The organism is Nodosilinea nodulosa PCC 7104, assembly GCF_000309385.1.
In the GTDB taxonomy this organism is placed as follows: Bacteria; Cyanobacteriota; Cyanobacteriia; order Phormidesmidales; family Phormidesmidaceae; genus Nodosilinea; species Nodosilinea nodulosa.
Map to the genome: position 1 here is coordinate 4,567,840 of NZ_JH976537.1, position 26,258 is coordinate 4,594,097.

21 protein-coding genes and 1 tRNA gene are annotated in these 26,258 nt (G+C 56.4%); 14 read left to right on the plus strand and 8 right to left on the minus strand.

What is annotated here, in order from left to right:
• Positions 1 to 537: 537 nt before the first annotated feature.
• From rne to LEPTO7104_RS0121255, 3 genes are all read left to right on the plus strand, one after another.
• Positions 538 to 2,697 (plus strand): ribonuclease E, encoded by a 2,160-nt coding sequence (rne, locus tag LEPTO7104_RS0121245; protein ID WP_017300611.1) that lies wholly within the window; start codon positions 538 to 540, stop codon positions 2,695 to 2,697.
• 18 nt (positions 2,698 to 2,715) lie between these two features.
• Entirely contained in the window at positions 2,716 to 3,303 is a 588-nt protein-coding gene (locus LEPTO7104_RS0121250) for a ribonuclease HII (RefSeq protein WP_017300612.1), read from the plus strand.
• A 172-nt stretch (positions 3,304 to 3,475) separates the two neighbouring features.
• Positions 3,476 to 3,557: transfer RNA gene (locus tag LEPTO7104_RS0121255), tRNA-Leu, on the plus strand.
• A 298-nt stretch (positions 3,558 to 3,855) separates the two neighbouring features.
• Here LEPTO7104_RS0121255 and LEPTO7104_RS0121260 read toward each other — a convergent pair.
• The 3 genes from LEPTO7104_RS0121260 to LEPTO7104_RS0121270 are packed head-to-tail and all read right to left on the minus strand — an operon-like array spanning position 3,856 to position 5,731.
• The gene (locus LEPTO7104_RS0121260) at positions 3,856 to 4,128 is read right to left on the minus strand and encodes a DUF3143 domain-containing protein (RefSeq protein WP_017300613.1); all 273 of its coding nucleotides are present in this window, start codon (positions 4,126 to 4,128) and stop codon (positions 3,856 to 3,858) included.
• Between the two features lie 57 nt (positions 4,129 to 4,185).
• The gene (locus LEPTO7104_RS34755) at positions 4,186 to 4,830 is read right to left on the minus strand and encodes a J domain-containing protein (protein WP_017300614.1); all 645 of its coding nucleotides are present in this window, start codon (positions 4,828 to 4,830) and stop codon (positions 4,186 to 4,188) included.
• A gap of 49 nt (positions 4,831 to 4,879) precedes the next feature.
• On the minus strand, positions 4,880 to 5,731 hold the full coding sequence (locus LEPTO7104_RS0121270; RefSeq protein ID WP_017300615.1) for a YaaW family protein: 852 nt from the start codon (positions 5,729 to 5,731) through the stop codon (positions 4,880 to 4,882).
• A 99-nt stretch (positions 5,732 to 5,830) separates the two neighbouring features.
• On the opposite strand from LEPTO7104_RS0121270, the gene LEPTO7104_RS34760 reads away from it, so the two are divergent.
• Entirely contained in the window at positions 5,831 to 6,883 is a 1,053-nt protein-coding gene (locus LEPTO7104_RS34760) for an NAD(P)/FAD-dependent oxidoreductase (protein ID WP_017300616.1), read from the plus strand.
• Positions 6,884 to 6,920: 37 nt separating this feature from the next.
• Here LEPTO7104_RS34760 and LEPTO7104_RS0121280 read toward each other — a convergent pair whose 3' ends face one another.
• Positions 6,921 to 7,100, minus strand: coding sequence for a hypothetical protein (locus tag LEPTO7104_RS0121280; RefSeq protein WP_017300617.1), 180 nt, complete (start codon positions 7,098 to 7,100; stop codon positions 6,921 to 6,923).
• Positions 7,101 to 7,395: 295 nt separating this feature from the next.
• On the minus strand, positions 7,396 to 12,105 hold the full coding sequence (gene gltB, locus LEPTO7104_RS0121285) for a glutamate synthase large subunit (protein ID WP_051158522.1): 4,710 nt from the start codon (positions 12,103 to 12,105) through the stop codon (positions 7,396 to 7,398).
• 469 nt (positions 12,106 to 12,574) lie between these two features.
• Between gltB and LEPTO7104_RS0121290 the strand changes: the two genes are divergently transcribed.
• From LEPTO7104_RS0121290 to LEPTO7104_RS0121330, 9 genes are all read left to right on the plus strand, one after another.
• Entirely contained in the window at positions 12,575 to 14,359 is a 1,785-nt protein-coding gene (locus LEPTO7104_RS0121290; protein WP_155523724.1) for a phosphodiester glycosidase family protein, read from the plus strand.
• Between the two features lie 291 nt (positions 14,360 to 14,650).
• Positions 14,651 to 15,070: a cupin domain-containing protein gene (locus LEPTO7104_RS0121295; protein WP_017300620.1), complete on the plus strand. Its 420-nt coding sequence runs from the start codon at positions 14,651 to 14,653 to the stop codon at positions 15,068 to 15,070.
• 130 nt (positions 15,071 to 15,200) lie between these two features.
• Positions 15,201 to 15,590: a HesB/IscA family protein gene (locus LEPTO7104_RS34765; RefSeq protein ID WP_017300621.1), complete on the plus strand. Its 390-nt coding sequence runs from the start codon at positions 15,201 to 15,203 to the stop codon at positions 15,588 to 15,590.
• Between the two features lie 112 nt (positions 15,591 to 15,702).
• On the plus strand, positions 15,703 to 16,077 hold the full coding sequence (gene rpsL, locus LEPTO7104_RS0121305) for a 30S ribosomal protein S12 (protein ID WP_017300622.1): 375 nt from the start codon (positions 15,703 to 15,705) through the stop codon (positions 16,075 to 16,077).
• 184 nt (positions 16,078 to 16,261) lie between these two features.
• Positions 16,262 to 16,732, plus strand: coding sequence for a 30S ribosomal protein S7 (rpsG, locus tag LEPTO7104_RS0121310; protein ID WP_026072929.1), 471 nt, complete (start codon positions 16,262 to 16,264; stop codon positions 16,730 to 16,732).
• Between the two features lie 124 nt (positions 16,733 to 16,856).
• Entirely contained in the window at positions 16,857 to 18,932 is a 2,076-nt protein-coding gene (gene fusA / locus LEPTO7104_RS0121315) for an elongation factor G (protein ID WP_026072930.1), read from the plus strand.
• Positions 18,933 to 18,955: 23 nt separating this feature from the next.
• Entirely contained in the window at positions 18,956 to 20,185 is a 1,230-nt protein-coding gene (gene tuf / locus LEPTO7104_RS0121320) for an elongation factor Tu (RefSeq protein ID WP_017300625.1), read from the plus strand.
• A gap of 114 nt (positions 20,186 to 20,299) precedes the next feature.
• On the plus strand, positions 20,300 to 20,617 hold the full coding sequence (gene rpsJ, locus LEPTO7104_RS0121325) for a 30S ribosomal protein S10 (RefSeq protein WP_017300626.1): 318 nt from the start codon (positions 20,300 to 20,302) through the stop codon (positions 20,615 to 20,617).
• Between the two features lie 196 nt (positions 20,618 to 20,813).
• Positions 20,814 to 21,455 (plus strand): LON peptidase substrate-binding domain-containing protein, encoded by a 642-nt coding sequence (locus LEPTO7104_RS0121330; protein WP_026072931.1) that lies wholly within the window; start codon positions 20,814 to 20,816, stop codon positions 21,453 to 21,455.
• On the opposite strand, the gene pheA is transcribed toward LEPTO7104_RS0121330, so the two are convergent.
• Positions 21,436 to 22,341, minus strand: coding sequence for a prephenate dehydratase (gene pheA, locus LEPTO7104_RS0121335; protein ID WP_017300628.1), 906 nt, complete (start codon positions 22,339 to 22,341; stop codon positions 21,436 to 21,438). The genes LEPTO7104_RS0121330 and pheA overlap by 20 nt on opposite strands.
• 260 nt (positions 22,342 to 22,601) lie before the next feature.
• Here pheA and LEPTO7104_RS34770 point away from each other — a divergent pair, with 260 nt between their 5' ends.
• Positions 22,602 to 24,440, plus strand: coding sequence for a polysaccharide deacetylase family protein (locus LEPTO7104_RS34770; protein WP_017300629.1), 1,839 nt, complete (start codon positions 22,602 to 22,604; stop codon positions 24,438 to 24,440).
• Between the two features lie 67 nt (positions 24,441 to 24,507).
• Here LEPTO7104_RS34770 and psb32 read toward each other — a convergent pair whose 3' ends face one another.
• Together psb32 and LEPTO7104_RS34775 are read right to left on the minus strand one after the other, a co-directional pair.
• Positions 24,508 to 25,248 carry a photosystem II repair protein Psb32 gene (gene psb32, locus LEPTO7104_RS0121345; protein WP_225887023.1) on the minus strand — a complete coding sequence of 247 codons (741 nt, stop codon included), beginning with the start codon at positions 25,246 to 25,248 and terminating at the stop codon, positions 24,508 to 24,510.
• A gap of 173 nt (positions 25,249 to 25,421) precedes the next feature.
• On the minus strand, positions 25,422 to 25,694 hold the full coding sequence (locus LEPTO7104_RS34775) for an Npun_R1517 family heterocyst differentiation transcriptional regulator (RefSeq protein ID WP_051158523.1): 273 nt from the start codon (positions 25,692 to 25,694) through the stop codon (positions 25,422 to 25,424).
• Between the last annotated feature and the right edge of the window lie 564 nt (positions 25,695 to 26,258).

The window sequence follows — 26,258 nt, forward strand, 5'->3', positions numbered from 1 at the left end:
CCGGTGGGAGGAGACTGCGATCGCAGGCTCCTCCCATTTTTTATTGGCCATGGAGGGGGCCTAGGCCAATGTAAATCAACATTGCAGATGCGATTTTTGCCCACTTGTGGTAAAAAGGTACGCAATATAATGTTGCTGCTTCTGCTTGGCGCTATAATGCACACAGCAGGAGCTGATGTACCTGAGCAAAGGTGCATAGCAAGTGTCTTAAGCAGCTACACATCCTTAGCGCTCAAGGCTTCTGTCAGAATTTTTGTTCAGCTTGTGCGGTTTATCCCAAGCAGATCTAGCGCAAACGAGATCCAGTCCGAACAAGAATTCCCAGAGTTGCCCGGCGGGCTAGGTGATTTGTGCATGCCCTTAGGAGATACGAGGTCATCGCGGTGTCGCGGTGAGTTCCATTGCAAAGCCTTTGCAAATGAGTTTTCCGACGACCCGGTGGCGGTGCTGACGTGGCTTGTGAATAGCCAAATCACCCACTCAGGGCAGGAAAAGCAGACTTTATTCGCCCCGGTGAGCGTCGTATGAGGAATTTGAATGCCGAAGCAGATTGTTATTGCTGAGCAAAACCGAATCGCTGCGGTTTTTTCTGAAGATCAGATTCAAGAGCTAATCGTGGCAACGGGAAGCCACCAGGTTAGCGACATTTATTTAGGCACGGTAGAAAACGTGCTGCCCGGCATTGATGCCGCCTTCGTCAACATTGGTGACAGCGAACGTAACGGCTTTATGCACGTTACCGACCTTGGCCCCCTGAAGCTGAAGCGTAGCGCTGGTTCTATTACCGAGCTAGTAGTGCCCCAGCAGAAAGTGCTGGTGCAGATCATGAAGGAGCCCACTGGCAACAAGGGGCCTCGCCTGACCGGCAACATTAGCTTGCCCGGGCGCTATCTGGTGCTGATGCCCTCTGGGCGTGGGGTGAACCTGTCTCGGCGCATTCGCAGCGAGAGCGAGCGCAACCGCCTGCGGGCCTTAGCCATCCTGGTTAAGCCAGCCGGGATGGGGCTACTGGTGCGCACCGAAGCCGAGGGCATTAGCGAAAACGCCATTATCGAAGATTTAGAAACCCTGCAAAAACAGTGGGAGAGCATTCAGCAACAGGCCTTAAACACTCGCGCGCCGGCCTTGCTCAATCGCGACGACGACTTTATTCAGCGGGTTCTGCGCGACGCCTACAATGCTGATGTCAACCGCATTGTGACCGACTCCAGTACGGGCATGAAGCGAGTAAAACAGCATCTAGCTAACTGGAGCGATGGCCAGGTGCCGGCGGGAGTTCTAATCGATCACCACCGCGAGCGCACTCCCATTTTGGAATATTTTCGGGTGAATGCGGCCATCCGTGAGGCCCTCAAGCCCAGGGTCGATCTGCCCTCCGGTGGCTACATTATCATTGAGCGCACCGAAGCGTTAACGGTTATTGACGTCAACTCCGGCTCCTTTACCCGCTCGGCCACAGCCCGTGAAACGGTGCTGTGGACCAACTGCGAAGCAGCTACCGAAATTGCCCGGCAGCTGCGCCTGCGCAATATTGCTGGGGTGATCGTGGTCGACTTCATCGACATGGATTCGCGGCGCGACAAACTCCAGGTGCTGGAACACTTCAATAAGGCTCTGCGCTCTGACAAAGCCAGACCCCAAATTTCGCAGCTGTCTGAACTGGGCCTGGTAGAGCTAACTCGTAAGCGTCAGGGCCAAAATATCTATGAATTATTTGGGCGTCCCTGCCCCACCTGTGGTGGGCTTGGCCACCTAGTACACCTGCCGGGCGAGGCCCCAAGTGACAACGGGCAGGAGGCGCCCCGTGCTCTGGTATCTGGAGGCGGAACATCTCCGCAGGTGGCGCCAGCACCATCCCTAGGGGATGCCGACAGCTTTGATGGCCGTTCTGACCTGCAAGAACTCGATTTAGTCAATCACCCCAGCTACCAAGATCGCTCAGGACGGGGCAGCAATCGCCGCCGCCGCCGCCGTGATCCCCTGCCCACCGTCCGCAGCAATGGAAAAGATGCTCCCGCAGTGAAGGATGCTGGAGCAGGACCTGGCCTTGAGGGCAAAGAACCTGCGGAGGCAGCGACACCTGTGGTGTTAGCCAACCAGCTTGAGGAAGATAAAGCGCCGTCTCGCGGGCGCGGGCGAACCGGGGGGCGGAGTGACTCGCAGGGCGATTCTTCCCGAAATCGCAAGCCTGCGGTTGTTCCCCAGGTGGTAACCGTTGAGATGACCGCTGATGAACAGCGGATTTACGCCATGATGGGTATTTCGCCCATGGTGCTGTCAACCCAGGAGGTTGACGACCCCCGCAATGTGATGGTGTCGGTGGTTCTACCTGGTCAGGCTGCCTCAGAAGAAAGCGCGCGCAGTTCGGGCGAAACCCCTGCGGCAGCTGCCGCAGGAGGGGAGAGTTCCTCGGAAATGCCCGCCCTCGCGATCGCAGAATCTGACGCAGAGTCCGACTCTCCACCGCCTAAGCCCAGCCGTACGGTGCGCACTCGCTCAGCCCGGGCTCAGACCCAGGCTGCGGATAGTCCTAAAGAAGCGATCGCAGGCATTCCAGAGCCGATCGTGGCTGCCCCCGCCAGTGCCGAATTAAGCTCTGAAGACAACGCCCCCGAGGCAGAGGTAGAGGCCAGCAGCAGCGTCCGCCGCCGTCGCCGCCGCCGCTCCTCTGCCACCGACGACGGTGGCGATGAGTAGCCTTAGGAGCTAGCGCTGGTGGTGCGCAGCTACGGCCCGCCGATTACAACAGCTGGGGTCGATGAAGTAGGCCGAGGGTGTCTGTTTGGCCCCGTGGTGGCGGCAGCGGTGGTGCTGTCACCGGGCGCCTGTGAGCGACTCCAGGCGCTGGGCGTGACCGACAGCAAGCGGCTGACTGCCGCCCAGCGCGATCGCCTGGTGGAACCGATTCAACGTCTGGCTACGGGCTATGCCCTGGGGTTGGGCACGGTTCACGACATTGAGCGGTTGAACATTCTCTACGCCAGTCTGCTGGCCATGGCTCGAGCCCTGCGTCGCCTGGCTGTCACGCCAGATCTGTGTTTAGTGGACGGCAACCAGCCCATCCCCAATCTGGGCTTTCCCCAGCAAACCGTGGTGCAGGGCGATCGCATTCACACCGAGATTGCCGCCGCCAGTATTTTGGCTAAGGTATGGCGCGATCGCCTCATGGTTCGCCTCGATCGCCGCTATCCCGGCTATTCCTTGGCCCGAAATAAGGGCTACGGCAGCGCCACCCACCGTCTGGCTCTGCAAACCCTAGGGCCTACCTCCCAGCATCGCAAATCCTTTAAAGGCTGTCGCTAACACCGAATTTAGGCAGCCCCAGTCATCAATTTACCTCTGTGGCAACCCGAAGCGAAGTGCTTTCCCCAGCACCGCTGTCGTGGGCCCCTAGCGCTCTTTTGTTTCCAGAAGGAATAGAGGTGAAATAGGGTTTCCAGAGTTCTCAATTCTTTGCTATGCTAAATCACCTGACGCGGATGTGGCGGAATTGGTAGACGCGCTAGATTTAGGTTCTAGTGTCTTCGGACGTGAAGGTTCAAGTCCTTTCATCCGCATACAGATAAAGCCTTAGCCTGCTGCTAAGGCTTTTCTTTTCTAGATATGCCGATCCTCCTTTCAGGGCTGGGGCATAGTGACGCTGGGCGGACATCAGGCTGCCGTTCTACCTCCCCAAGCCCCCCGATCGCTTGCGATCGGCAATAGTTAATACACTTATGCCGTAGGTTGCTAGGGGCTGTAATCAATTAGTTGCTGATGGTCAAAAAATCAACGGTACAGCCCCTAGCCTGTTTTTTGGGGCGGGCGTGGCAATGCTGGTGGAATCAGGATTTTAGCCAGAATTGATGACACACCCTAGGGGCCAGAAAAAATTGCCTCCTCCAAATCTTGGCGGCTGAGAGAGTACTTGAACACCCGCTGAATATCCTTGTCCTCGACTCCGGCGCTGATGTAGCGCACCACAATACAGTCTGTTTCAAGCACAATTTCGGCTTCCCAGCGGGGTCGCACCACGTGCCAACAGTGAAGATTGCTGCTGTCTTGGGTGCAGTTCTGCTGACGCAGCCAGACTTCGATATCGGGTAGGGGATGGTTGTAGAGGGGGGTAGCCGCAGAGGGAAGTGCCATAGGAAAAAGAAACCCACAAAGAATTAATTAATGCAGAGTGAACGTTCAGCGGCTGGGCTAGAGCCACGTCGGTGGCGAAGCCGCTGGAGGCCTTGGGTAAGCAGGTTTTGTAGGGAGGGAAGGCGCTGCACTAGGTAACTCTGCTCCCAATTCCCCGACCTTGCTGGCCTCAGCCTGGGCCGAGGGAGCCTCTGCATCAAGCGTTCCTGGACCAGATGGTCCTTGCTCTAGATCTGTTCCTAGGGTTGTGCCGCGATCGGCTGTATACTCGCCGCGGGTCAGGCCGACAGTAACGACTAAGGCCAGACAGGCTACAAAGGTAAGCCCTAAAATAAACAGGGCAAAGATTTCTCCTGCTGACAGGGGGCGATCGGTAGGGTCGAGGTACAGGTTGGCGGGCTCGCGGCGCAGGGGGGGCGTTGCGGAGTGCCGCAGCGAATCTAAGGGCTGCATCAGCGAAATGCGGGAGTATCCCACCTGCTGATCGTAGGTCCAGCGGCGATCGGGGCTGCTGAGAATAGCGTAGGCATCGTTGAGCTGCTGAAACTTTTCAGTCGCTTCGGCGGCAGGTAGTTCGGTGGTATCGGGATGGTAGAGCTTACTCAGGTCACGAAAGGCGCGCCGAATTTGCTGTGGGCTAGCGGTAGGCTTAACCCCCAACTGCTCGTAGTGGGTTTTGGGCTTTGGGTTTAGATTCGGCATAGCATCCCACTGGCAGGGCAGTTGGCAACTGGCGGAGCTTAGCAATTCCCTATCCTAGAGCAAGCTCCCAATCTTCGAAGGAGCGGGTTAAGCGAATTTGTGCCAGGGTAAACACGACCGGAATGACCCGGCTGTAGTTGGTGGCCACCGCTCGCCAGCCCAGGTCAGCCAAAAGCCAGCCCCAAAGAGCTGGTCCTAATACTGAAAAAACCGCTCGCGTGGCCCCATAGCGCGCGGCGCTGGCGGCTACCCCTCGAGATGCCATATTTAGAACAACCCGCTGCTGAATTTGAGCCACTACGGTCCCCCCACCCTTCATTACGGCCTGTCGAGCCACCTCGTAGCGGGCCATTTGAAAGGCCATTTGCCGGGCAATCTGCTGCAGCAGCCAGGGCTGCAATACGGCGCTCACAGCTACGACACCACTGCCTTTGGCCAGTAAACTCAGGGGGTTAGTCTGAAGGTCCAGGGGTAGTGCCTCAAACCGGGCTGAGCCTGCTAGGGACTGCTTTAGGGACTGGTGGAGGCGATCGCGCTCTGCCTGGGGCAGTTTTCTCCAGTTGCTGCGCAGCAGGTGCAAAAACACCTCTGCCTCTAGGTCATCGGTAGACCAGGCTTTGCCATAGGGCAATTTGAGATAGTTACAAACCTGGATTAGCACTTGTCGATAGGTTATCCGCTGACTTTGCCCATTTATCACCGTTAGCCCATCGGCGGCTAAGAACCGAAAGCGGCGCTCCAAACGGTCGAGCCACTGCTGCCGACTGCCCGCCTGCGCAGTTAACGGGGCAGGATTTTGTAGATAGTCTAGCGGGTTGAACCGAGGCCGAAACAGCATATCTGTTAAGGCCAAGAGTTCTTCATCCGTCGCTAGCTCTAGGGCAGATCGCAGCTCATCCACCGGACATCACCGTTTAAAAACTGTCTTACATTTTTACACAATTCCCCAAGATAGGATGTTGGACAACGACAACACAGCAAAATTCCAGGGGGAATCAGCATGGAAGATGTGGTGGTAATTGGGGCGGGGCTAAGCGGGCTAACGGCGGCCCAGGAGCTGCACCAGCTGGGCTACCGAGTGCTAGTTGTCGACAAGTCGCGCGGCCTCGGGGGACGATTAGCCACCCGCCGCATCGGCGCCACCGTTCTAGACCACGGCTGTAGATATTTGCAGCCCTTTGCCGATCTAGAGCTCAGCCCTATTCCAGCGCTACTGGCATCCGGCATCCTCCAGCCTTGGCAGCCCGAGGGATTTGAACTTAGCGCTGACGGTTTACTGACGGCTATGTCACCCCAGGACCTCTATGTAGCTCCTCAAGGGATGAGCGCGGTGGCCAAGGCCATGGCATCTGAGCTAACGATTCAGCGCCACTGGCTTGCCACCCGCCTCACCCCCCTATCCCAGGGCTGGCAGGTTGAAGGAACCTGGCTAGGGGAGTCTGAGCAAGACAAGCCCAAAGCCTTTGCCGCCAGGGCTGTTGTCCTGGCGATTCCTGCCCCCCAGGCCGCTGCCCTGCTGCATACCGCAGCGCAGCGCAGCGCAGGAATTGACGACCTGCTGCACCAGATTCAGCGGGTCGGTTTTGATGCCGTGATTACTGTTATGGCAGGCTATGGCCCAGATCGATCGACGCGTTTAGCGTCTCAAGAAAGGGCGGATGGATGGATGATCGCAGGCAACAGCCACCCCACTTTGCGGTGGATAGCCCTAGACAGCAGCAAACGCGCTGACCCTCCGGAATCGGTGATCGTGCTGCACAGCAGTGCGGCATTTGCGGCTGACGCGTTAGATCAAGCTAACCTCGAACCTACGGGCCAGACGCTGCTGGCGGAGGCAGCCCACCTAGGGGCCTGGATGCTTTCTCCCGATTGGATGCAGGTGCACCGCTGGCGCTATGGATTTGTGCGACAGGCGCTAGGGGCACCGATCTTAGCTAGCCCTAAATTGACGAACTTGGTGGGCTGTGGCGACTGGTGCAGCGGCAGCGGCGCAGAGGATGCGATCGCCTCGGGTCGGCAAGCTGCCGCCGCTGTTGTCACAGCCCTAAGCTAGGGACAGCCTGAGCACTGTTGACCCAAACGCCACTGGCCTAGGCGTTATTGTTGGAGTAGTCGCTATTCTCTTTATCCTCACTGCCCTCTTCATCGGTAGCGCCGGAGTTGTTGCGGCGGAAGAAGCGCTGGTTGCCAGAGCGCTTTTTGCGGAACTTGCGGGCGTAGGCCTGGTTTCGCAGGGCCTTTTCTTTTTTAGGATTGCGACGCTTAGACATTCAATAACCTCAGACAACAGGGCAGGTGTGATCAGCAAACAAAGAATGGCAGTTATAAAAGGGAAGTCCCCCACTTTGGAGGGGCGCTTGGGGCCTTACCCAAAACAGCAGGTACGGCAGCGCCACCAGACACTCTGCCCGCACTGGCATCCGCCACTGACGACGTGCCATGACCAGAGGTTTACTGTAGCACATAGCCATACCCTGGCTCAGAAATAGACCTGCGGGCAACGGCGGCCAGCCAAATAGGGATATTTTCCCTTTTTAGCAGACCGCTGCGATCGCCCCCAAAGGGCTACGGCTGACTGGTGGAACTGAGCACCTTTTCCGGGCTGGTTGTGTTTGATTGGCCTGAGCTGGCCTCGGCAGTGTCGGCCTCAGAGGGGGGCACCACCTGCCAGAACCTGGGCAGGTACTCACTCCAGTTGGCCAGCATCTTTTTGGCCTTGGGGCTGCCGGTACGGGCCAGGTGAGCTTCGATTAGGGCCTTGAGCTGCGCCTCTCCAGCGGCAGTGAGGACGCGCTGCACCTTAACAATTTCAGGATTAACCCGGACCGGGAAATTACCGTCCTCGTCTAGGAAGTAGCCCAGTCCGCCGGTCATCCCGGCCCCCACATTGCGGCCCACCGGGCCTAGCACAACCACCACGCCGCCGGTCATATATTCGCAGCAGTGATCCCCGGCCCCTTCAATGACGGCCTGACCTTTGGAGTTGCGCACGGCGAACCGTTCCCCGGCGGTGCCCAGGGCGTACAGGGTACCCCCGGTGGCGCCGTAGAGGCAGGTGTTGCCAACAATGACGTTGGTTGAGGGATCGTAGGTCACACCGGCCGGGGGCTTGACCACAATTTCACCGCCGTGCATGCCTTTGCCGACATAGTCATTCGACTCGCCTACCAGGGTTAGCGTCATGCCAGGCAGGTTGAATGCCCCAAAGCTCTGGCCGGCACTGCCCTCAAAGGTGAGGTTGAGCTGTCCTTCAAAGCCAGCGTTGCCGTACTTTTCGGCGATCGCCCCCGCCACCCGAGCCCCAATGGTGCGATCGGTGTTGACGACGGAGTAGGTCTTGGTGGCGCTGCCCTGGGTTTGAATCGCCTTCTGAATATCGACATCGGCCAGGATCTCGTCGTCGAGCACCGAGCCGTTGCTGTGCACTGCTTCGTGCTTGAGCCAGGCGCGATCGCCGCGCCCGTCGGGCAAATTCATCAGGGTAGACAGATCTAAATTGCCGGTTTTAGCCAGCGATACATTGGCCCGAGCCTTGAGCAGGTCGGCCCGGCCCACAATATCGAGGAGCGAGGTATAGCCCAGGCGGGCCAGCAGCGATCGCACCTCCTCGGCAATGTAGAAGAAGAAGTTGACTACGTGCTCAGGGATGCCGGTAAAGCGCTGGCGCAGCTCCTCTTTTTGGGTGGCGACGCCCACGGGGCAGTTGTTGGTGTGACAGACCCTGGCCATAATGCAGCCCTCGGCGATCATGGCGATGGAGCCAAACCCAAACTCTTCGGCCCCCATCAGGGCGCCCATGACCACATCCCAGCCGGTTTTAAGGCCGCCATCGACCCGCAGGGTGACGCGATCGCGCAGATCATTCTCCATCAGCACCTTATGCACTTCGGTCAGCCCCAGTTCCCAGGGGACGCCAGCATGCTTGATAGAGCTGAGGGGCGACGCTCCGGTACCGCCATCGTGCCCTGACACCTGAATGACGTCGGCATTGGCCTTAGCAACCCCTGCCGCAATGGTGCCAATGCCCACCTCCGACACCAGCTTCACCGACACTCCGGCCTTGGGATTGATCTGGTGGAGGTCGAAAATGAGCTGGGCCAGGTCTTCAATCGAGTAGATATCGTGGTGAGGCGGCGGCGAGATGAGCGCCACCCCCGGTTTTGAGCGGCGCAGCATGGCGATGTAGGGGCTGACCTTCTTGCCCGGCAGCTGTCCCCCCTCACCAGGCTTAGCCCCCTGGGCCAGCTTAATCTCAATTTGGCTGGCGTGCATCAGGTACTCCGGGGTTACCCCAAAGCGGCCTGAGGCCACCTGCTTGATGGCCGAGCTGGCGGTGTCGCCATTCTTTAGCCCCCGCAGATGGGGGAAGGTGGGGGAATTCCCCTCGGCGTCGACATCTGACAGCACCTTAAAGCGAACGGGATCTTCGCCACCTTCGCCGGAGTTTGACTTGCCGCCAATGCGATTCATGGCCACCGCCAGCACTTCATGGGCCTCTCGGGAGAGCGCCCCCAGGGACATGCCCCCGGTGCAGAAGCGACCCATAATCGACTCCACCGACTCCACCTGGTCGAGGGGAATGGGCTGGCGATCGCTCTCAAAGTCCAGCAGGTCGCGCAGGGCGCTGAGCGGACGATGCTCCAGCTGAGCCCTGTACAGCTCGTAATGGTCGTACTGGCGATCGGCCACGGCCCTGTGCAGCAGCTTGGTCATGGCGGGGTTGTTCATGTGGTACTCGCCGCTGGGCCGCGACTGCACAAAGCCCATATTCTGCAGGCGCTTTGCCGTAAGTTCAGGGAACGCCCGCTGGTGAAACTTGATGGTTTCCTGGGCCAGCTCCGCCACCGAGAGTCCCCCCAGGCGAGAGGTAGTCCCTCGAAACGCCAGATCCAGCAGGTCGGGGCCAATGCCAATGGCCTCAAAGATCTGCGCTCCCCGGTAGCTGGTAATCAGCGAAATTCCCATTTTGGAGAGAATTTTGAGCAGCCCCGCATCCACCGCCTTGCGGTAGTTGTCCTGGGCACCGTTGAGGGTAGATACCGGCAGTTTTCCGGTCTCCATCAGCTTTTGGGTCCGGTTGTCGCTCCACCAGTGGCGCACCGACTCCAGGGCCAGGTAAGGACACACGGCGCTAGCCCCGTAGCCAATCAGGCAGGCAAAATGATGGGTGCTCCAGCACTGGGCGGTGTCTACCACCAGGGAGGCACGCATGCGCAGCCCGTTGCGAATTAGATGGTGGTGCACAGCCCCCACCGCCAGCAGGGGGGGAATATAGCTAGTTTCGGCGCTCAGGGGGACAAAATTGCCCTGGCCGTCTACGCGATCGCTGAGCACCAGGATCACCTTGCCCGCTTTGACCGCCTCGTCGGCGCGATCGCACAGAACCTCTACGGCGCTGGCCAAACCAGCGGGGCCATCCGTGATGGAGTACAGCGTCGAGAGGGCGACCGTCGCAAACCCCGATGTGCCGATTTGCTCCAGTTCCACCTCGTTGATGACCGGGCTTTCCAGCTTCAGCAACCGCGCATACTCGGGTCGCTCATCCAGCAGATTGCCCTGGGAGCCAAGCTGGGTAGCCAGCGACATTACCAGCCGCTCGCGTAGGGGGTCAATAGCCGGATTTGTAACCTGGGCAAACCGCTGTTTAAAGTAGTCATAAATCAGGTGCGGCTTCTCCGACAGCACCGCGTGAGGGGTGTCATCGCCCATGCAGAAGGTGGGTTCTTTACCCTGGGCGGCCATGTCCTGAATGATCATGTCCAGGTCTTCGGCGGTGTAGCCGAAGGCGCTCTGCTGGCGCAGCAGGTCGGCGGCAGCGTACAGGGGGGCGTCTGCAAATAGCTGGGGCTGAAGCTCAGCCCGATTTTCCTCGAGCCACTGGCCGTAGGGGTGCCGGGCGGCAACCCGCTGCTTAATGTCCCAGTTTTTAAGAATTTCCTGGCTGTGCAGGTCTACCGCAATCATCTGGCCAGGGCCAAGGCGGCCCTTTTCCACAATCTGCTCAGGAGCCACGTTCAGCACTCCGGCCTCCGAGGACACCATGAGCAGATCGTCTTTGGTGACCACATAGCGGGCCGGGCGAAGGCCGTTGCGATCTAGGGTGGCTCCGACCTGGGTGCCATCGCTAAAGACAATCAATGCCGGACCATCCCAGGGCTCTTGCAGGCCCCCATAGTAATCGTAGAAGTCGGTGATTGCAGGATAGGCGTCCAGCTCAGGCTGATTGTTGTAGGCCTCAGGCACCATCATCATCAGCGCCTCCTGGGGAGAGCGGCCCGATCGCACCAGCAGCTCCATCACGTTGTCCAGGTTGGCCGAGTCGCTGTTTTCGGCATTGACAATGGGCTTTAGCAGGTCGAAGCGATCGCCCCAGATCGGATGGTATAGATCTGCCTGACGGGCCGCCATCCAGTTGATATTGCCTACCAGAGTGTTGATTTCGCCGTTGTGGCCCAGCAGCCGCATGGGGTGAGCCAGGGGCCATTTAGGCATGGTGTTGGTGCTAAAGCGGCGGTGGTACACAGCAAAAGCGCTGACGTAGTCAGGATCGCGCAGATCTTCGTAGAACGCGGCCAGTACCGCCGATCGCACCATGCCCTTGTACACAATGGTGCGGCAGGAGCAGGAGCACACGTAAAACTCCTTCAGACCCGCCAGCATCTCCGCTGACGGATCGCTGGGATCAAGCGCAACATTTGCCGTTAGGCGCAGTACCTGGCGACGTACCAGGTACAAAAGGCGCTCTAGATCGTCCCCGGTTACAGTGGCCGAAGCCAGAATCAGCTGCTCAATGCGGGGCTGGTACTGCCTTGCCAGTGCCCCCAGCACCTCGGGACGCACCGGCACAGGGCGCCACCCTACTACGCTCAACCCTTCTTTTTGGGCCACCTGGTCGAAGGTGTCACGCACGAAGGCGGCGGCAGCCTCGTGGTTGGGGAGAAACATCATGGCTACTCCGGTGCGATCGCCCTCTAGCTCCCCCTGCCCCTGGCCCTGGGCCCAGCGATTCAGCACCGCCCACGGGATTGCGGTCATCACCCCCGCCCCATCGCCAGAATCCTGGTCGGCGCAGCAGCCCCCTCGATGCTCCATGCAGTCAAGGGCTGCCAGAGCCTTCGCCACCAAATCGTGGCTAGGACGATTCTGGCGATCGGCCAAAAAACCTACCCCGCAGGCATCACGTTCTTCGACCAGTGACTTTGGCCCCCAGTTTAACCACTCAGAACGGGTGGGCTGCTGGGGTAGATAGGGTTGATTCACAGGTGTACGTCCCATGGAAGAGAAATTAAGGAAAAAATAGCGGTCCAAAAACTAAGCTATGCATCCAGGAGGATTAAGACTAGCGGTATTGTCCTCTATCAGCAAGACTCCAGGTGTTCAACTCAGCGCCCGAGCCAAGGAAACCGACCCAAAATCCGGGCGCCTCACCACGGTCCAAGTGAGCCAGGGAGAAACATCTAGAACTGGGCTAATCCATTTCGTTCCAATTGGTTTAGCCTTAGCTGAAGGATATAGGGCAGTTACCTTCGGCTAAAAATCACTGGCGCGCGCCGCGCTTTATCTGTAATTTACAGACTTTATCAGTAGTTTACAAACCCTAATTCTGGCATTTAATCCCAGCTTCTTAGAATTAATCCGACGGGACGGTAGCGATTGTTTCAAAACCGCCGTTCTATCCTCCTCAAGCGGCTCGGCACCCGGTCCTTCGCACTTGTACTATTCAGCTATTGACTGCATTTTTTCTATGATTAGACTGCTAGGCTTAGCCCCGTGGCCCTTTCTTCGTCGCCATGGCTGTCGCTGGGCCGCGATTGGATGGTTTTCGCTCAGCCTGCTAGGGGCGATCGCGCCACTGGCCGTCGCCACCGAACCTTCTCCGGCATCAGACGGCATTGCTATAGCCGTCACTCCCACGACCCAGGGGCAAACTCTGAGCCTCAATGGGGCTCAGGCTGCTGTTCCCTGGATGATCGCCAACGGCCAGGTGGGTCTCGCTGACTACGGGGTTACCGATCAGCTAGGTGCCACCCTGCTCAGCAATAGTGACCCCAGTCGTCAGCCAGTCCAGTGGTTCACGGAGCCAGGCCGCCCGGTGGAACTGGCCGCCTGGGTTCACGGCGGCTATCGATACCTCGACATCGCGCCACTGGCCCAGCGCTACGGTTGGCAGGTGCAGGCGCAGGGCAGCACCCTGCAGATCGCCACTCCCCCGGCCCAGATAGTAGCCGTCCGTCGAGAAGCCCAAGAGCGTTTAATCATCGATCTATCTGGCCCTGCCCCGGTTAGTTTGGCCGACAGTGCAGATTCGCTCACCCTCACGCTGGGGGCCACCGCTGGCGATCGCGTGATCCAAGATGCGATCGCATCTCCCGCCGGAGCCCAGCTGGGATCGCTCACCGTCACCCCTGTCCCTGGGGGCCTGCGCTTCCAGGCCAGCGCCAGCCATCCGCCCCACCTTGTTACTCAAACCAACCAAATTATCGTAGACATCCGTGCCGATAGCCTGCCGCCCCACAGCATTGCCTGGGCTCCCGGCGTGCGCTGGCAACAGCGGTATATCTCCGCAGCCGGGCAGATGTTCCCCGTTTACTGGCTTCAGCTTGACCCCGCCCAGGTCAGCCTCCGCCCGATCTGGACTGATCCCACCACGGCAGTGGGTACGGCACCGCTGACTACCATTGCACAGCGCTGGCAGGCCGCCGCCGCTATCAATGCAGGCTTTTTCAACCGCAACAACCAATACCCGCTAGGCGCCGTGCGCAGCAACAACAGCTGGATTTCAGGGCCTATCCTCAGCCGAGGCGCCGTGGGCTGGAACGATCGGGGTCAGGTGCACATGGAGCGCCTTTTTTTAAATCAAACCCTCACCGCAGCTGGTGGGCAGACTTTTCCGATCCAAGCCATTAACAGCGGCTACGTCCAGGCGGGCATCGGTCTCTACACATCGGCCTGGGGGCCTGCCTACCGACCCATCACAGAGGGGGAAATCCTCATTACCGTGGTGAATGACGCCGTTGCGAACCAACAGGCCGCCAGCGCCCTTGGCGGTGGTGGGTTGCTCATCCCCACTGATGGCTACATTCTGGCCCTGCGATCCTACGCTACAGCAGCTCAGGCGTTACCCCGGGGTCAGCAGGTTGCCCTGAGCTCCGAGGTATTGCCCGCTACGCTGGCCCCCTTCCCCAACCTGGTCGGCGGCGGGCCTCTGCTAATTCGCGATCGCGTCCAGGTGCTCAATGCCGGTCTAGAGCAGTTCAGCTCTGCCTTCGCGACCCAGGCGGCCCCTCGCAGCGCCATTGCCACGACTTCCGACAGCAGCATTTTGCTAGTCGCTGTACACCAAAGCCCTGCCGGCCCGGGTCCCACCCTCAACCAACTCGCTCAAATCATGCTCCAGCTGGGCGCGATCGACGCCCTCAATCTAGACGGTGGCAGTTCAGCAAGCCTCTACCTAGGCGGACGGCTAATCAACCGTTCTCCCCGCACGGCCGCTCGGGTCAACAACGGCATCGGACTCTTTATCCAGTAGATCCAGCCGCGGCGCAGTTTCCAAGCAAGGGCCATCAGTTCCTTAACATGAAAAAGCAGGGTGTAAAGACTTCGTATGGTTATCCCTCTTGTCAGCCAGAATCCTTTGGGTGTCTAGCCGCCCTTGTTAAACTGTTGGCTGAAAGAAAAGCGGCCTGAATTCCCAGACCGCCAAGATGAAACCTTTGAGCTAAAGCAACGGTCTCACAGGAATGGGCACCCTGAAAAATGCAGCCCCAGAGTCGCCTTTCCTGGCGCAGTTTAAACTTCAGGTTCTAGGAGAACTTTCACCATGCCAAAACTGGAAGAGTCAATTCAGCCCGCTGCGCTGGCCCTGGCCACCAGCAACGGTAAAGAAATCGCCGAGACAGGCCTGCGTCCCTGGGGCTGCTACACAGTTCTCGAAGAGGGTCGCGGCTACAAAATCAAGCGGATAGAAGTAAAATCTGGCCATCGACTCAGTTTGCAAATGCACCACCACCGCAGCGAGCACTGGATTGTGGTCTCCGGCACCGCTAAAGTGGTTTGCGGCGACAGTGAAATTCTGCTCTCCAGCAACCAATCCACCTACGTGCCCCCCTGCACCCAGCACCGCTTAGAAAACGTAGGCGTCATTCCTCTAGTGCTCATTGAGGTGCAAAACGGCGAATATCTGGGCGAAGATGATATCGTTCGTTTTCAGGACGACTACTCCCGCGCCGAGACCGTCTAGCGCTAGGCTGCTCCTGCCGCTTGACCAGCTGTCTGAGCCGAGTTAGCTCAGCAGATATCGGCTATGGTGCTAAGCTCAGCACCATAGCCGATATCTGCTTTTTACTTGTAGATTTGTAGCCGTTACCGCAATGATTCATATTCGCCCTGCCGCTGCCCAAGAATTTAAGCGGTTGCTTGCTCAGCAGGCTCCCAGTACCGATAAGCCCCCCCAGATCTGCCTTACCCTAGAGCGTGGTGGCTGTGCCGAATGGACCTATCACCTGACCGCTGAAGCCATTCCTAAGACCGCTGACACTGCCACGGTGCTAGATTGCAACGATATTGCCCTAGCGGTGCCAAAAAAGCACTTAGACCTGATCAAAGACCTCACCATTGATTACACCGAGGACCTAATGGGCGGAGGATTTCGCTTCATCAATCCCCTCGCCCAGCGCACCTGCGGCTGCGGCAACGCTTTCTCACTCAAAGCCGACGCCCCAGTCACCCAAGACTGTACCGGTGGGTTGTCAGCGGGCTGAAGGCGGAGCATCCCAGCCAAAAATTCCTGCGTTTGACCAAAGCCGATTTGCAGTGCTAGCATTAGATCTTGTGAAAACTTGAGTCCACCTGCCGTAGCACAACAAGCATCCTATGCCCACGATTCAGCAACTCATCCGGAGTGAGCGTCAGAAAGCCGAGAAGAAAACCAAGTCCCCTGCCCTAAAGAGCTGCCCTCAGCGTCGAGGGGTTTGCACTCGCGTATATACTACTACCCCCAAAAAGCCTAACTCGGCTTTGCGGAAGGTAGCGCGGGTTCGTCTTACTTCTGGCTTTGAGGTTACGGCCTACATCCCCGGCATTGGCCACAACCTTCAAGAGCACTCCGTAGTCATGATTCGTGGTGGCCGGGTCAAAGATCTGCCCGGTGTGCGTTACCACATCATTCGCGGCACCCTTGACACCGCTGGGGTAAAAGACCGCCGCCAAGGTCGCTCTAAATACGGAGCTAAGCGTCCTAAGGGGTAAGTTTCTAAACCCGAAAATTAGGCCAGCAAATTAGCTCAAAGCCTCACTCCGCTCTGGGCATGTCAGTCATTTAGCTGGATTTGGGCACACGAGCCGAAATTCGCTTGATAGCTCTATTTGCCTCAAAAAAAGAAATTTTGTTCGGTTATCTGCGCAACCTTAAATCGCTACTGGAATTTGAATCATGTCTCGCCGCACCGTTATTCAAAAGCGTCCGATCCCGCCTGACTCTGTTTACAACAGCCGTCTTATCACCATGATGAGTCGCCGTCTGATGACCAGCGGCAAAAAATCTCTGGCCGATAAAATCATCTACAACTCCTTTGGAATTATCAAAGAACGCAGCGGTGGCGATCCCTTAGATGTGTTTGAACGGGCCGTACGCAATGCCTCGCCTCTGGTGGAGGTCAAAGCCCGCCGGGTGGGTGGTGCCACCTACCAAGTGCCCATGGAAGTACGCTCTGAGCGCAGTGTGGCTTTAGCCCTTCGTTGGCTAACTCAATTTGCTCGCCAGCGTCCCGGCAAGTCGATGGCAATCCGTCTGGCCAACGAGCTGATGGATGCAGCCAACGAAACCGGCGGTGCTGTTCGCAAGCGTGAAGAGACTCACCGCATGGCAGAAGCCAATAAAGCCTTTGCCCACTATCGTTACTAAGTCTGTAGGGTTACTGCTGCGGCCCCAGCACATCTGGTTGATTGGCGATCGCTGTTTCCACTTTCTACAATAGATCTATTCTGGCACAGCGAAACAGTAGCTATAGCGTGACGAGGAGGTGCCTGTGGTTCGGACAATACCCATAGAACAGATCAGGAATATTGGTATTGCTGCTCACATTGACGCTGGCAAAACCACCACCACGGAGCGTATTCTGTTCTACTCAGGCATTGTGCACAAAATTGGCGAGGTGCACGACGGCACCGCTGTCACCGACTGGATGGAGCAGGAGCGAGAGCGCGGCATTACCATCACAGCGGCAGCCATTAGCACGACCTGGCGCGACCATCAAATCAATATTCTCGACACCCCTGGCCACGTTGACTTCACTATTGAAGTCGAGCGCTCTATGCGCGTCTTGGACGGGGTAATTGCTGTTTTTGACTCGGTGGGGGGTGTTCAGCCTCAGTCCGAAACGGTGTGGCGTCAGGCCAATCGGTATAGTGTGCCTCGCATTGCCTTCGTTAACAAAATGGATCGCACTGGGGCGGACTTCTTTAAGGTGTGCGGTCAGCTGCGCGATCGCTTGGACGCAAACGCAGTGCCAGTTCAAATTCCCGTTGGGACTGAGGGCAGTTTCCAGGGCGTTGTCGATCTAGTTGCGATGCGCGCCCGTATCTACCATGACGATCTAGGACAAAATTTTGAGGATACAGAGATTCCGGCCGATGTGCTGGACGTCGCAGAAGAGTACCGCGCCAAACTAGTTGAAGCAGTATCCGAAACCGACGATACGCTGATGGAAAAATATTTTGAAGGGCAGCCGCTGTCGTCAAACGAGATTATGACGGCCCTGCGCCAGGGAACCGTTAAAGGCACTATTGTTCCAGTGCTGTGCGGCTCTGCCTTCAAAAACAAAGGGGTGCAGCTACTCTTGGACGCGGTGGTAGACTATCTTCCTTCACCGATTGAAGTACCGCCAATTCAGGGCCATCTGCCCAACGGTGAAATCGCTGAGCGGCCGGCCGATGACGATGCCCCCCTGGCGGCTCTAGCCTTCAAGATTATGGCTGATCCCTATGGACGGCTGACCTTTGTACGGGTCTACTCTGGAGTGCTGCAAAAGGGCAGCTACATCTACAACGCCACCAAAGATAAAAAAGAGCGAATTTCTCGGTTGATTGTGCTTAAAGCTGACGATCGCATTGAGGTCGACGAGCTGCGGGCTGGCGATCTCGGTGCCGCCATCGGACTCAAAGAGACTTTTACTGGGGATACCATCTGCGATCCTGCCCAGCCCATTGTGCTCGAGTCGCTCTACGTACCTGAACCTGTAATTTCAGTAGCCGTAGAGCCGAAGACCAAGCAAGATATGGATAAGTTGGGCAAGGCTCTGCAATCCCTATCTGAAGAAGATCCGACCTTTCGGGTCAGCACTAACCCTGAAACTAACCAAACCGTAATCGCAGGTATGGGCGAACTTCACTTGGATATCTTGGTTGACCGCATGCTGCGAGAATTCAAGGTAGAAGCCAATATTGGGGCTCCTCAGGTGGCCTATCGAGAGACGATACGCAAATCGACCAGCGCCGAGGGCAAGTTCATTCGCCAAAGCGGTGGCAAAGGCCAGTATGGTCACGTTGTTGTTGACGTAGAACCGGCCGATGAAGGCAGTGGATTTGAATTCGCATCTAAAATTGTGGGAGGTACCATTCCCAAGGAATACATTTCTCCTGCTGAGCAGGGCATGAAAGAAGCCTGCGAATCTGGTATCCTAGCTGGGTACCCAGTAATCGATTTAAAGGTTACTCTGGTTGATGGGTCTTATCACGATGTAGACTCATCAGAGATGGCTTTTAAAATCGCTGGGTCAATGGCGATGAAGGAAGCCGTCTTAAAGGCGTCTCCCGTCCTTCTAGAGCCGATCATGAAGGTCGAGGTTGAAGTTCCAGAAGATTTTCTGGGTGACGTCATGGGAGATTTGAACTCCCGCCGGGGCCAGATCGAGGGTATGGGAACAGAAGTTGGCGTTGCAAAGGTTACAGCCCATGTTCCCCTAGCTGAGATGTTTGGTTATGCTACCGACATCCGCTCAAAAACGCAGGGTCGGGGCATTTTTTCGATGGAATTTAGCCATTATGGCGAAGTTCCTCGAAACGTGGCTGAGGCCATTATCTCTAAAAACACTGGGAACGCTTAGAAAGGAAAGGACAAGTAACGTAAATGGCACGCGAAAAGTTTGAACGCAATAAACCCCACGTCAACATCGGCACCATCGGTCACGTTGACCATGGCAAAACCACTCTGACGGCTGCTATCACCATGACGCTAGCAGCGGCTGGCGGTGCTAAGGCTCGTAAGTATGACGAGATCGATGCAGCTCCCGAAGAGAAGGCCCGTGGTATCACCATCAACACGGCCCACGTGGAGTACGAGACTGAAAATCGCCACTATGCCCACGTTGACTGCCCTGGCCACGCCGACTACGTGAAAAACATGATCACTGGCGCAGCCCAAATGGATGGTGCCATTTTGGTTTGCTCTGCCGCCGATGGCCCCATGCCTCAGACGCGGGAGCATATCCTGCTAGCTAAGCAGGTGGGTGTACCCAGCATCGTAGTGTTCTTGAACAAGCAAGACCAAGTCGATGACGAAGAACTGCTCGAGCTGGTCGAGCTAGAGGTGCGCGAGCTGCTGAGCTCTTACGATTTCCCCGGCGATGATATTCCTATTACCTCTGGCTCCGCTCTGATGGCCGTGGAGGCGCTGACTACCACTCCTATTACTAAGCGCGGCGAGAATGAGTGGGTGGACAAAATCTTAGCGCTAATGGACAGCGTTGACGAATATATCCCCACCCCGGAGCGTGACATTGACAAGCCCTTTTTAATGGCTGTTGAGGACGTATTCTCCATTACTGGCCGTGGCACGGTGGCCACCGGGCGCATTGAGCGCGGCAAGGTAAAAGTGGGCGAAACCGTTGAGTTGGTTGGCATCCGCGATACTCGCAACACTACGGTAACTGGAGTAGAAATGTTCCAGAAGACCCTGGATGAAGGGATGGCCGGAGACAATGTAGGCTTGCTGCTACGCGGTGTGCAGAAGGAAGACATCGAGCGCGGCATGGTGCTAGCCAAGCCTGGCAGCATCACTCCCCACACTCAGTTTGAGTCTGAGGTCTATATCCTCAAGAAAGAAGAAGGTGGTCGCCACACTCCTTTTTTCCCCGGATACAAGCCCCAGTTCTACGTGCGTACAACTGATGTAACCGGTAGCATTGTAGCTTTCACTGCTGATGATGGCAGCGATGCTGAGATGGTTATGCCTGGCGATCGCATCAAGATGACCGTAGAACTCATTAACCCCATCGCCATTGAGCAGGGTATGCGCTTTGCCATTCGTGAAGGTGGCCGCACCGTTGGAGCGGGCGTGGTTTCCAAAATCCTGAAGTAGCCTAGCGCTGACTCCGCAGATACAGGAGTGATCCTTCCAAGGATTCACTCCTGTATTCTGTCTCTAGGGTTTTCTGTTTCTTCTGTACCTCGACAATTTATTTCCTTCAGATCTATGGCTACTATTCAGCAACAAAAGATTCGTATTCGCCTCAAGGCCTTTGATCGCAGACTGCTTGACACCTCTTGCGAAAAAATTGTAGATACTGCTAATCGCACTAACGCTACCGCTATTGGCCCCATTCCGCTGCCGACTAAGCGCAGAATTTACTGCGTATTGCGGTCTCCCCACGTCGATAAGGACTCCCGCGAGCACTTTGAGAGCCGCACTCACCGCAGAATTATTGATATTTACCAGCCCTCCTCCAAGACTATTGATGCTTTGATGAAGCTGGATTTGCCTGCTGGGGTTGATATTGAAGTGAAGCTTTAGGTAACCTGTTTTACCCGCTGAATCGTTTGGGTTTAGCGGGTTCTCTTTGGGTTCGCTGTAAAAGAATTCGCTGGGTGACTAATGCCTCTACCGTCGGCATTTCGTAGGGGAGTTGGGTTAGAATACCCCTATGTAAACAAGTGTTACAGCCTGCCTTGCTCTGGCACGGCGTGCTTGAACCCCGCAAGAGGCGACAATGGCATTCTCCGAGTCCATATCTGTGCGAGAACTCCCGCTTTTCCCCTTACCTGAGCTAGTTCTGTTTCCAGGGAGGCATCTGCCGCTTCATGTGTTCGAGCCTCGCTATCGGATTATGATGAATACCATACTCCAAAGCGATCGTCGTTTTGGAGTACTAATGCTGGATCCAGCCACAGGGCAGCCGGCCCAGGTTGGTTGCTGCGCAGAAATTCTTCACTACCAGCGGTTGCCTGACGATCGCTTAAAAATTCTCACCATTGGTCAGCAGCGATTTCGGGTGCTCAGCCACGTGCGGGAAAAACCCTACCGGGTTGGTCTGGTGGAGTGGGTAGAAGACAAACCCACTAGCCAAGATCTTCACCCGCTTGCCTCTGATGTCGATCGTCTGCTGCGGGATGTAGTGCACCTGTCGGCCAAGCTCACCAATCAAGATATTGACCTGCCTGACAACATTCCCGACATCCCCATTGAACTGTCCTACTGGGTCGCGAGCAACCTGCATGGGGTAGCCCTTGAACAGCAGGCCTTATTAGAGATGGATGACACCAGCGTGCGTTTAGAGCGTGAGGCTGAGATTCTAACCTCTACCCGAAACCACCTAGCAGCCCGAACCGCCCTCAAAGAAGTGCTTGAGTAGACTGGGCTTTTGCTTTGGTAGCTGCCAGGCTGGGGTCTACGGCAACTAAATTGTAGGTGCCGAAATTTATTAGGGTTTCAGTACAGGCCAAAAGCTCGCTGAGAGCTTGTTGTCCGGTTGGGCTATGGGCGTTGGTTTCAAGATCTACAAAAAATAGATATTCTCCCAGCGATCGCTTGGTGGGTCGAGATTCAATTCGACTGAGATTAATGCCGTAGCGGGCAAGAACATCCAGGGGCTTAAGCAAAGCACCGGGGCCGTTTACGGGCAGGCTAAATGCCAAGGATGTGTACTGTCCACTGAGGGCCTGGATGTTAGGTTTACTGCCCTTAAGCACCCAAAACTTAGTGCAGTTATCGATGTGATCGTTGATATTGTGGGCCAAAATAGGCAGGCTGTAGAGCTGGGCCGCCCATTCAGACGAAATAGCGGCTATTGCTCCATCGTCGGCTAGGTGTTCTAGGGCCTCTGTGGTAGAACGAGTGGCCACCAGGGTGGCCTGGGGCAAATTGTGTTCTAGCCAAATCTGGCACTGAGAGAGCGCCTGGGGATGGGAGTAGACCATGCTGACTACCGATAGCTGCTGGGCTCGGGAGAGCAGCGCGTGGCGAATTGGCATGACCATCGCGTGGTGAATTTTGAGCTGCTGAAGCTGCCACAGGGTATCTAGGGTGGTTGTTACGCCTCCTTCGGTAGAATTTTCCACAGGCACCAGGGTGAGGTCAGTTAAGCCCTCAGCAGTTGCCTGGATGGCTTTAGGAATGCTAGGCATGGCCCTTAGCTCGGCGGGTTGCCCCGTGCGCTGTTCTAAGTCAAGACCATAGGCTAGGGCAGCAAGCTGGGAATAGGTGCCTTCAGGCCCCAAGTAGGCAATGGTGACAGTCATGGGAAAGGGCGATCGCACAATGGATTTGTTTCATACTACGCCCTAGTCTAGCCGCAGGAGATGGCCCTACCCAGTTGATCGAGATTAATGGTTCCTTAATCGAAAAACGGAGCGCCTTAATCGAACAAAGTCAGCATTCCCCAGTAATATGTAATGGGTCTGGGCCGGGGCTAATGTTCTGGTGGGGAGTGAGCACAATGGGCAAGGGCGGGAAAAAAAGATTTGGCATGAAGCCCTCAAGGCTGCGAACACTGTTGACTATGGGATCAGCAGCGTTTTTGTTGGGTGCAGCCGTACCCCTGGCGGCCGCGCTGACCACTGGAGCTATTACCATAGCCAGTGTTGTAAATGCGGCACCCAACTCTGCAAATCGACCTCAAGCCTTAGATACTAAGCTGTTTGCCTTAGTTGATGCCCCAGGAGTAGACGCCTTTCCCACAGCGGTGAGCAGCGAGCGCCTGTGCCAACGCCCCCAGGGATTGGGAGAAGCGATCGCTCGTAAAGACAATCAGCTGTTTCAAGGCGTTGGTCTGGGGCTAGAAACGGCCCCCAGGGTTACTGAGGCAATTGCCCAACTGGGGGCAGCTCCCTGGCCCAGCATTCACCCTCGGGCAACTGAGGCTCGGGTGCCGGTCTTGATGTATCACGATGTGCTGGAACCAAAGGAGGTCTTTTTTGATCTTACCCCCGCAGAGTTTGAAGCTCAGCTGCAAACTATTCTGGAGCATGGCCTTACGCCCATCAGCGCAGATCAGCTGGTACAGCACCTGCGCACCGGCTCGTCGCTACCCGAAAAGCCTGTCTTGCTCACCTTTGATGACGGCTACGTAGGTCACTACGAGAACGTTTATCCGCTTTTGAAGAAATACCATGTACCCGCTACATTCTTTGTTTTTCCGGGCAAGGTAGACGGCAAAGTGGCCGGGCGCTCGACCTTAACTTGGGAGCAGCTCAAGATCATGGCTGCCGATCCGCTGGTGACCATTGCGTCCCATAGTGTTACCCATCCAGCTGACATGCGTGCCCTCAGTGACGAGGACTTAGCCTATGAGGTAGTTGAGTCTAAGCGAAGGCTGGAGAGCGAATTGGGCATCCCTATCCATTACTTCGGTTATCCCACTGGCCACTACGATGAGCGGGTGGCCCAGGCCGTAGCCGACGCTGGCTATTTAGCTGCATTTACAATGCGTGAGCAAAACGAGCAGTTTGCCGGAGCCTCAGAGTCACTACTGGCCATCGAGCGATTCGGTCAGTCCAATCTGCCAACGCTGCTAGATACGGCCTGGGGTGGTCCCCCAGAGGCCGGGGCAGCACCTGTTGCAGTGGCTAACTCAGCATTTAGCTTCAACACGCCCGTAGAGCTGAAAAAGATAGATCTAGATGGGCAATCCTTTTCCCTCATCAGCGGTGGTCGGCCGGTGACTATGCACGCCAACAGCCGCTACCAGCTGCCAGAGATGATGGCGGGTACTAACCTGGCCGCTGCTGTTGACGGCGGCTTCTTTTCCTTAGAATACCTGGACTCTAACGTGATGATTGGCCCGGTGCTGAGCCAGAGTACGCGGCAGTTTGTGCCCGGCTATGGGGGAGAGACGCCCCGGCTTAACGGTCGCCCCCTGGTGCTAATTGGCCCTGATCGGGTATTGTTCGTCCCTTTTGATGCGAACCGCCACAATACTTTAGCTGGATTAGCTCGGGAACTGCCGGGTGTAACCGACGCCTTTGTCGCAGCGGCGTGGCTGGTTAAAGATGGCCTACCCCAACCCGCCAGTAGCTTTGGCAGCCTGTTTGATTTCGATGCCCATCGCCACCGTGCCTTTTGGGGCATTAACACGGCCGGACAGCCGGTAGTAGGAGTTACCCACACCATGGTGGACTCGGTGCAGCTCGGGGAAATGCTGGCCCAGGCAGGCCTGCGGGATGCGGTAATGCTTGACTCGGGGGCCAGCACGTCCCTGGCCTATCGAGGCGATTCTTTGGTTGGGTATACCCCGCGTCCAGTACCTCACCTGGTTGGGCTAGTGCCACCAGAGGCCAACAACGGCAGCCCCTGCCCTCTGGTAATTAATGAACAAAACGCCGCAACTACCAAGCGTTAATCTCACTCAAGGCAGTGGCCTGGCTCAAAAACTCTCTTCTAGCCTGGACTGAAAAAGCTAGCTTGGCCTAATTGCCAAAGCCCGCGTACCAGAAGTACGTTGCCATAGGAATAACTGTGGCTAGCACTAAGAGCACAACTAAAATAATTGTGCTGTTGCCCCGGTTCTCGGCGGTTTCCTCGGCGCTGGCAAAGGTGCTTTCGCTGTCAAAAGAGTCATCAAAGGCCGGGGGGCCGGGGTCTTCTTTACCGCTGAGCACCGCCACTAGGCGATCGCTGGCGGCCAAAAACGACTGGTTGTATTTGTCGCCCTCCAGCAGGGGGTAAAGTACAGTTTCTTGGGCAACGCTGGTAGCAATCTCAGGTTCCAGCAGCGCGGCTGACTGCTCACCTACGCGAATACCAACTGTTTTGGTCACTTCATCGAGCACTAGCAGGGTTTGATTGGCCTGATCGGCCGGGGTGGTATACCAGCGCTCAAAGAGCTTATCGGTAAAGGTCTGAGCGGTTTCGCCATAGTCAAAGTGGTGAATGGTCACCAGGCGTACTTCGTTGCCGGTGGCGGCAGCTAGGTCTCCAAGGCGGCCCGAAAGCTTATTCTCGTTGATGCGGCTGATCAAACTAGCTTCATCAATAACCCAGGTCGACTCTCCGGCAGCTACCGTGGGCATCTGAAAAACTGCCACCGCCTCAGCTGTAGAAACCTCAATCCCGAACACTAGACACAGCGGCAAAAGCAGGTTTAAAAAGCCCTGTCGGCACAGCTGACCTAAACGGGCAAACATCCGTTGGCAAGAGGGACTGTTCATAGTCTCAGGCTACAGCAACTAACTACAGGGCCTAGGGATTACCAAGCTTCGCCTAAAGCCCTACTAACCAATATACGGGCCTGAGAGCCCAGAGGGAACCTGATCCGTCAGGTTCCTGCGCAACAGGCGATGTGCCCAGCGCTGCCTGTTGCAAGCCAAGCTACGGGATGGCGTTAGGCGGCAGGCAAATTTCGGAGTCTAATTAGCTGGCGACGCATCAGTGGCGAAGCCGCCGTTGCCGATACCTCGTTCACTTCTAATTGAGCCTCTAGCTGCTCTACAAATTCATCGCTGCCGTAGGAGTAGGCGTCGATCAGCAGCTCTAGCAAATGCTCGCGATCGGCCATAACGCCATCTTCCTCTAAGATTCGAAATCTAAGTGTAACAGCGCATTCATAGATGCCAACCTGGGCCTCAGTGGACGCATGGGGTGCAGACGTAGCCATAGTCAAAGGTGTACTCCCTGGGTAAAAAGAAAAGGAGTCATCAAAGGAGACTGGGGGCTATAGGGTTTTTCCGGCTGAGGGCGGGCAGGAGCATCGGTAACGCCACAGGATCGCGGCTGATTAAACCGGTCTAGGACGGTGATGCAAACCCCAATGATGACAGCAGGTTATTCAGGTTTTAGGGCTGCTGTGCCTGGGCAATCGGCAGTGTCCTAGGCCTAAGCGCCTAATGCCATCAAATCAAAAAAAATAGCCAAGGCTAGATTTTGCTGCCTGTTTTCACAGGATTGATACATTTTTATGAGGCCAGGATTAATGGAATTCAGACCTATACGTATAATTTCAGATTGACCTGTTTTTTTTATACTTAAGGCCTGTTTAAGGCTTAGGACTGAGCTGGTTTTAGAAGCTTCTTGAAATTTAAGATTGCTGCTAAAACCCCTGTGCTATCGACCATAGCGAGGAATTGTCGGGTTGAGTTGTTGAGATTGATTTAGAAAATTTAGCCTATTTTGGGCAGCAGCGAGCAACTGGTTTACTGGGCTGAAATTGAGTCAGGAGTCT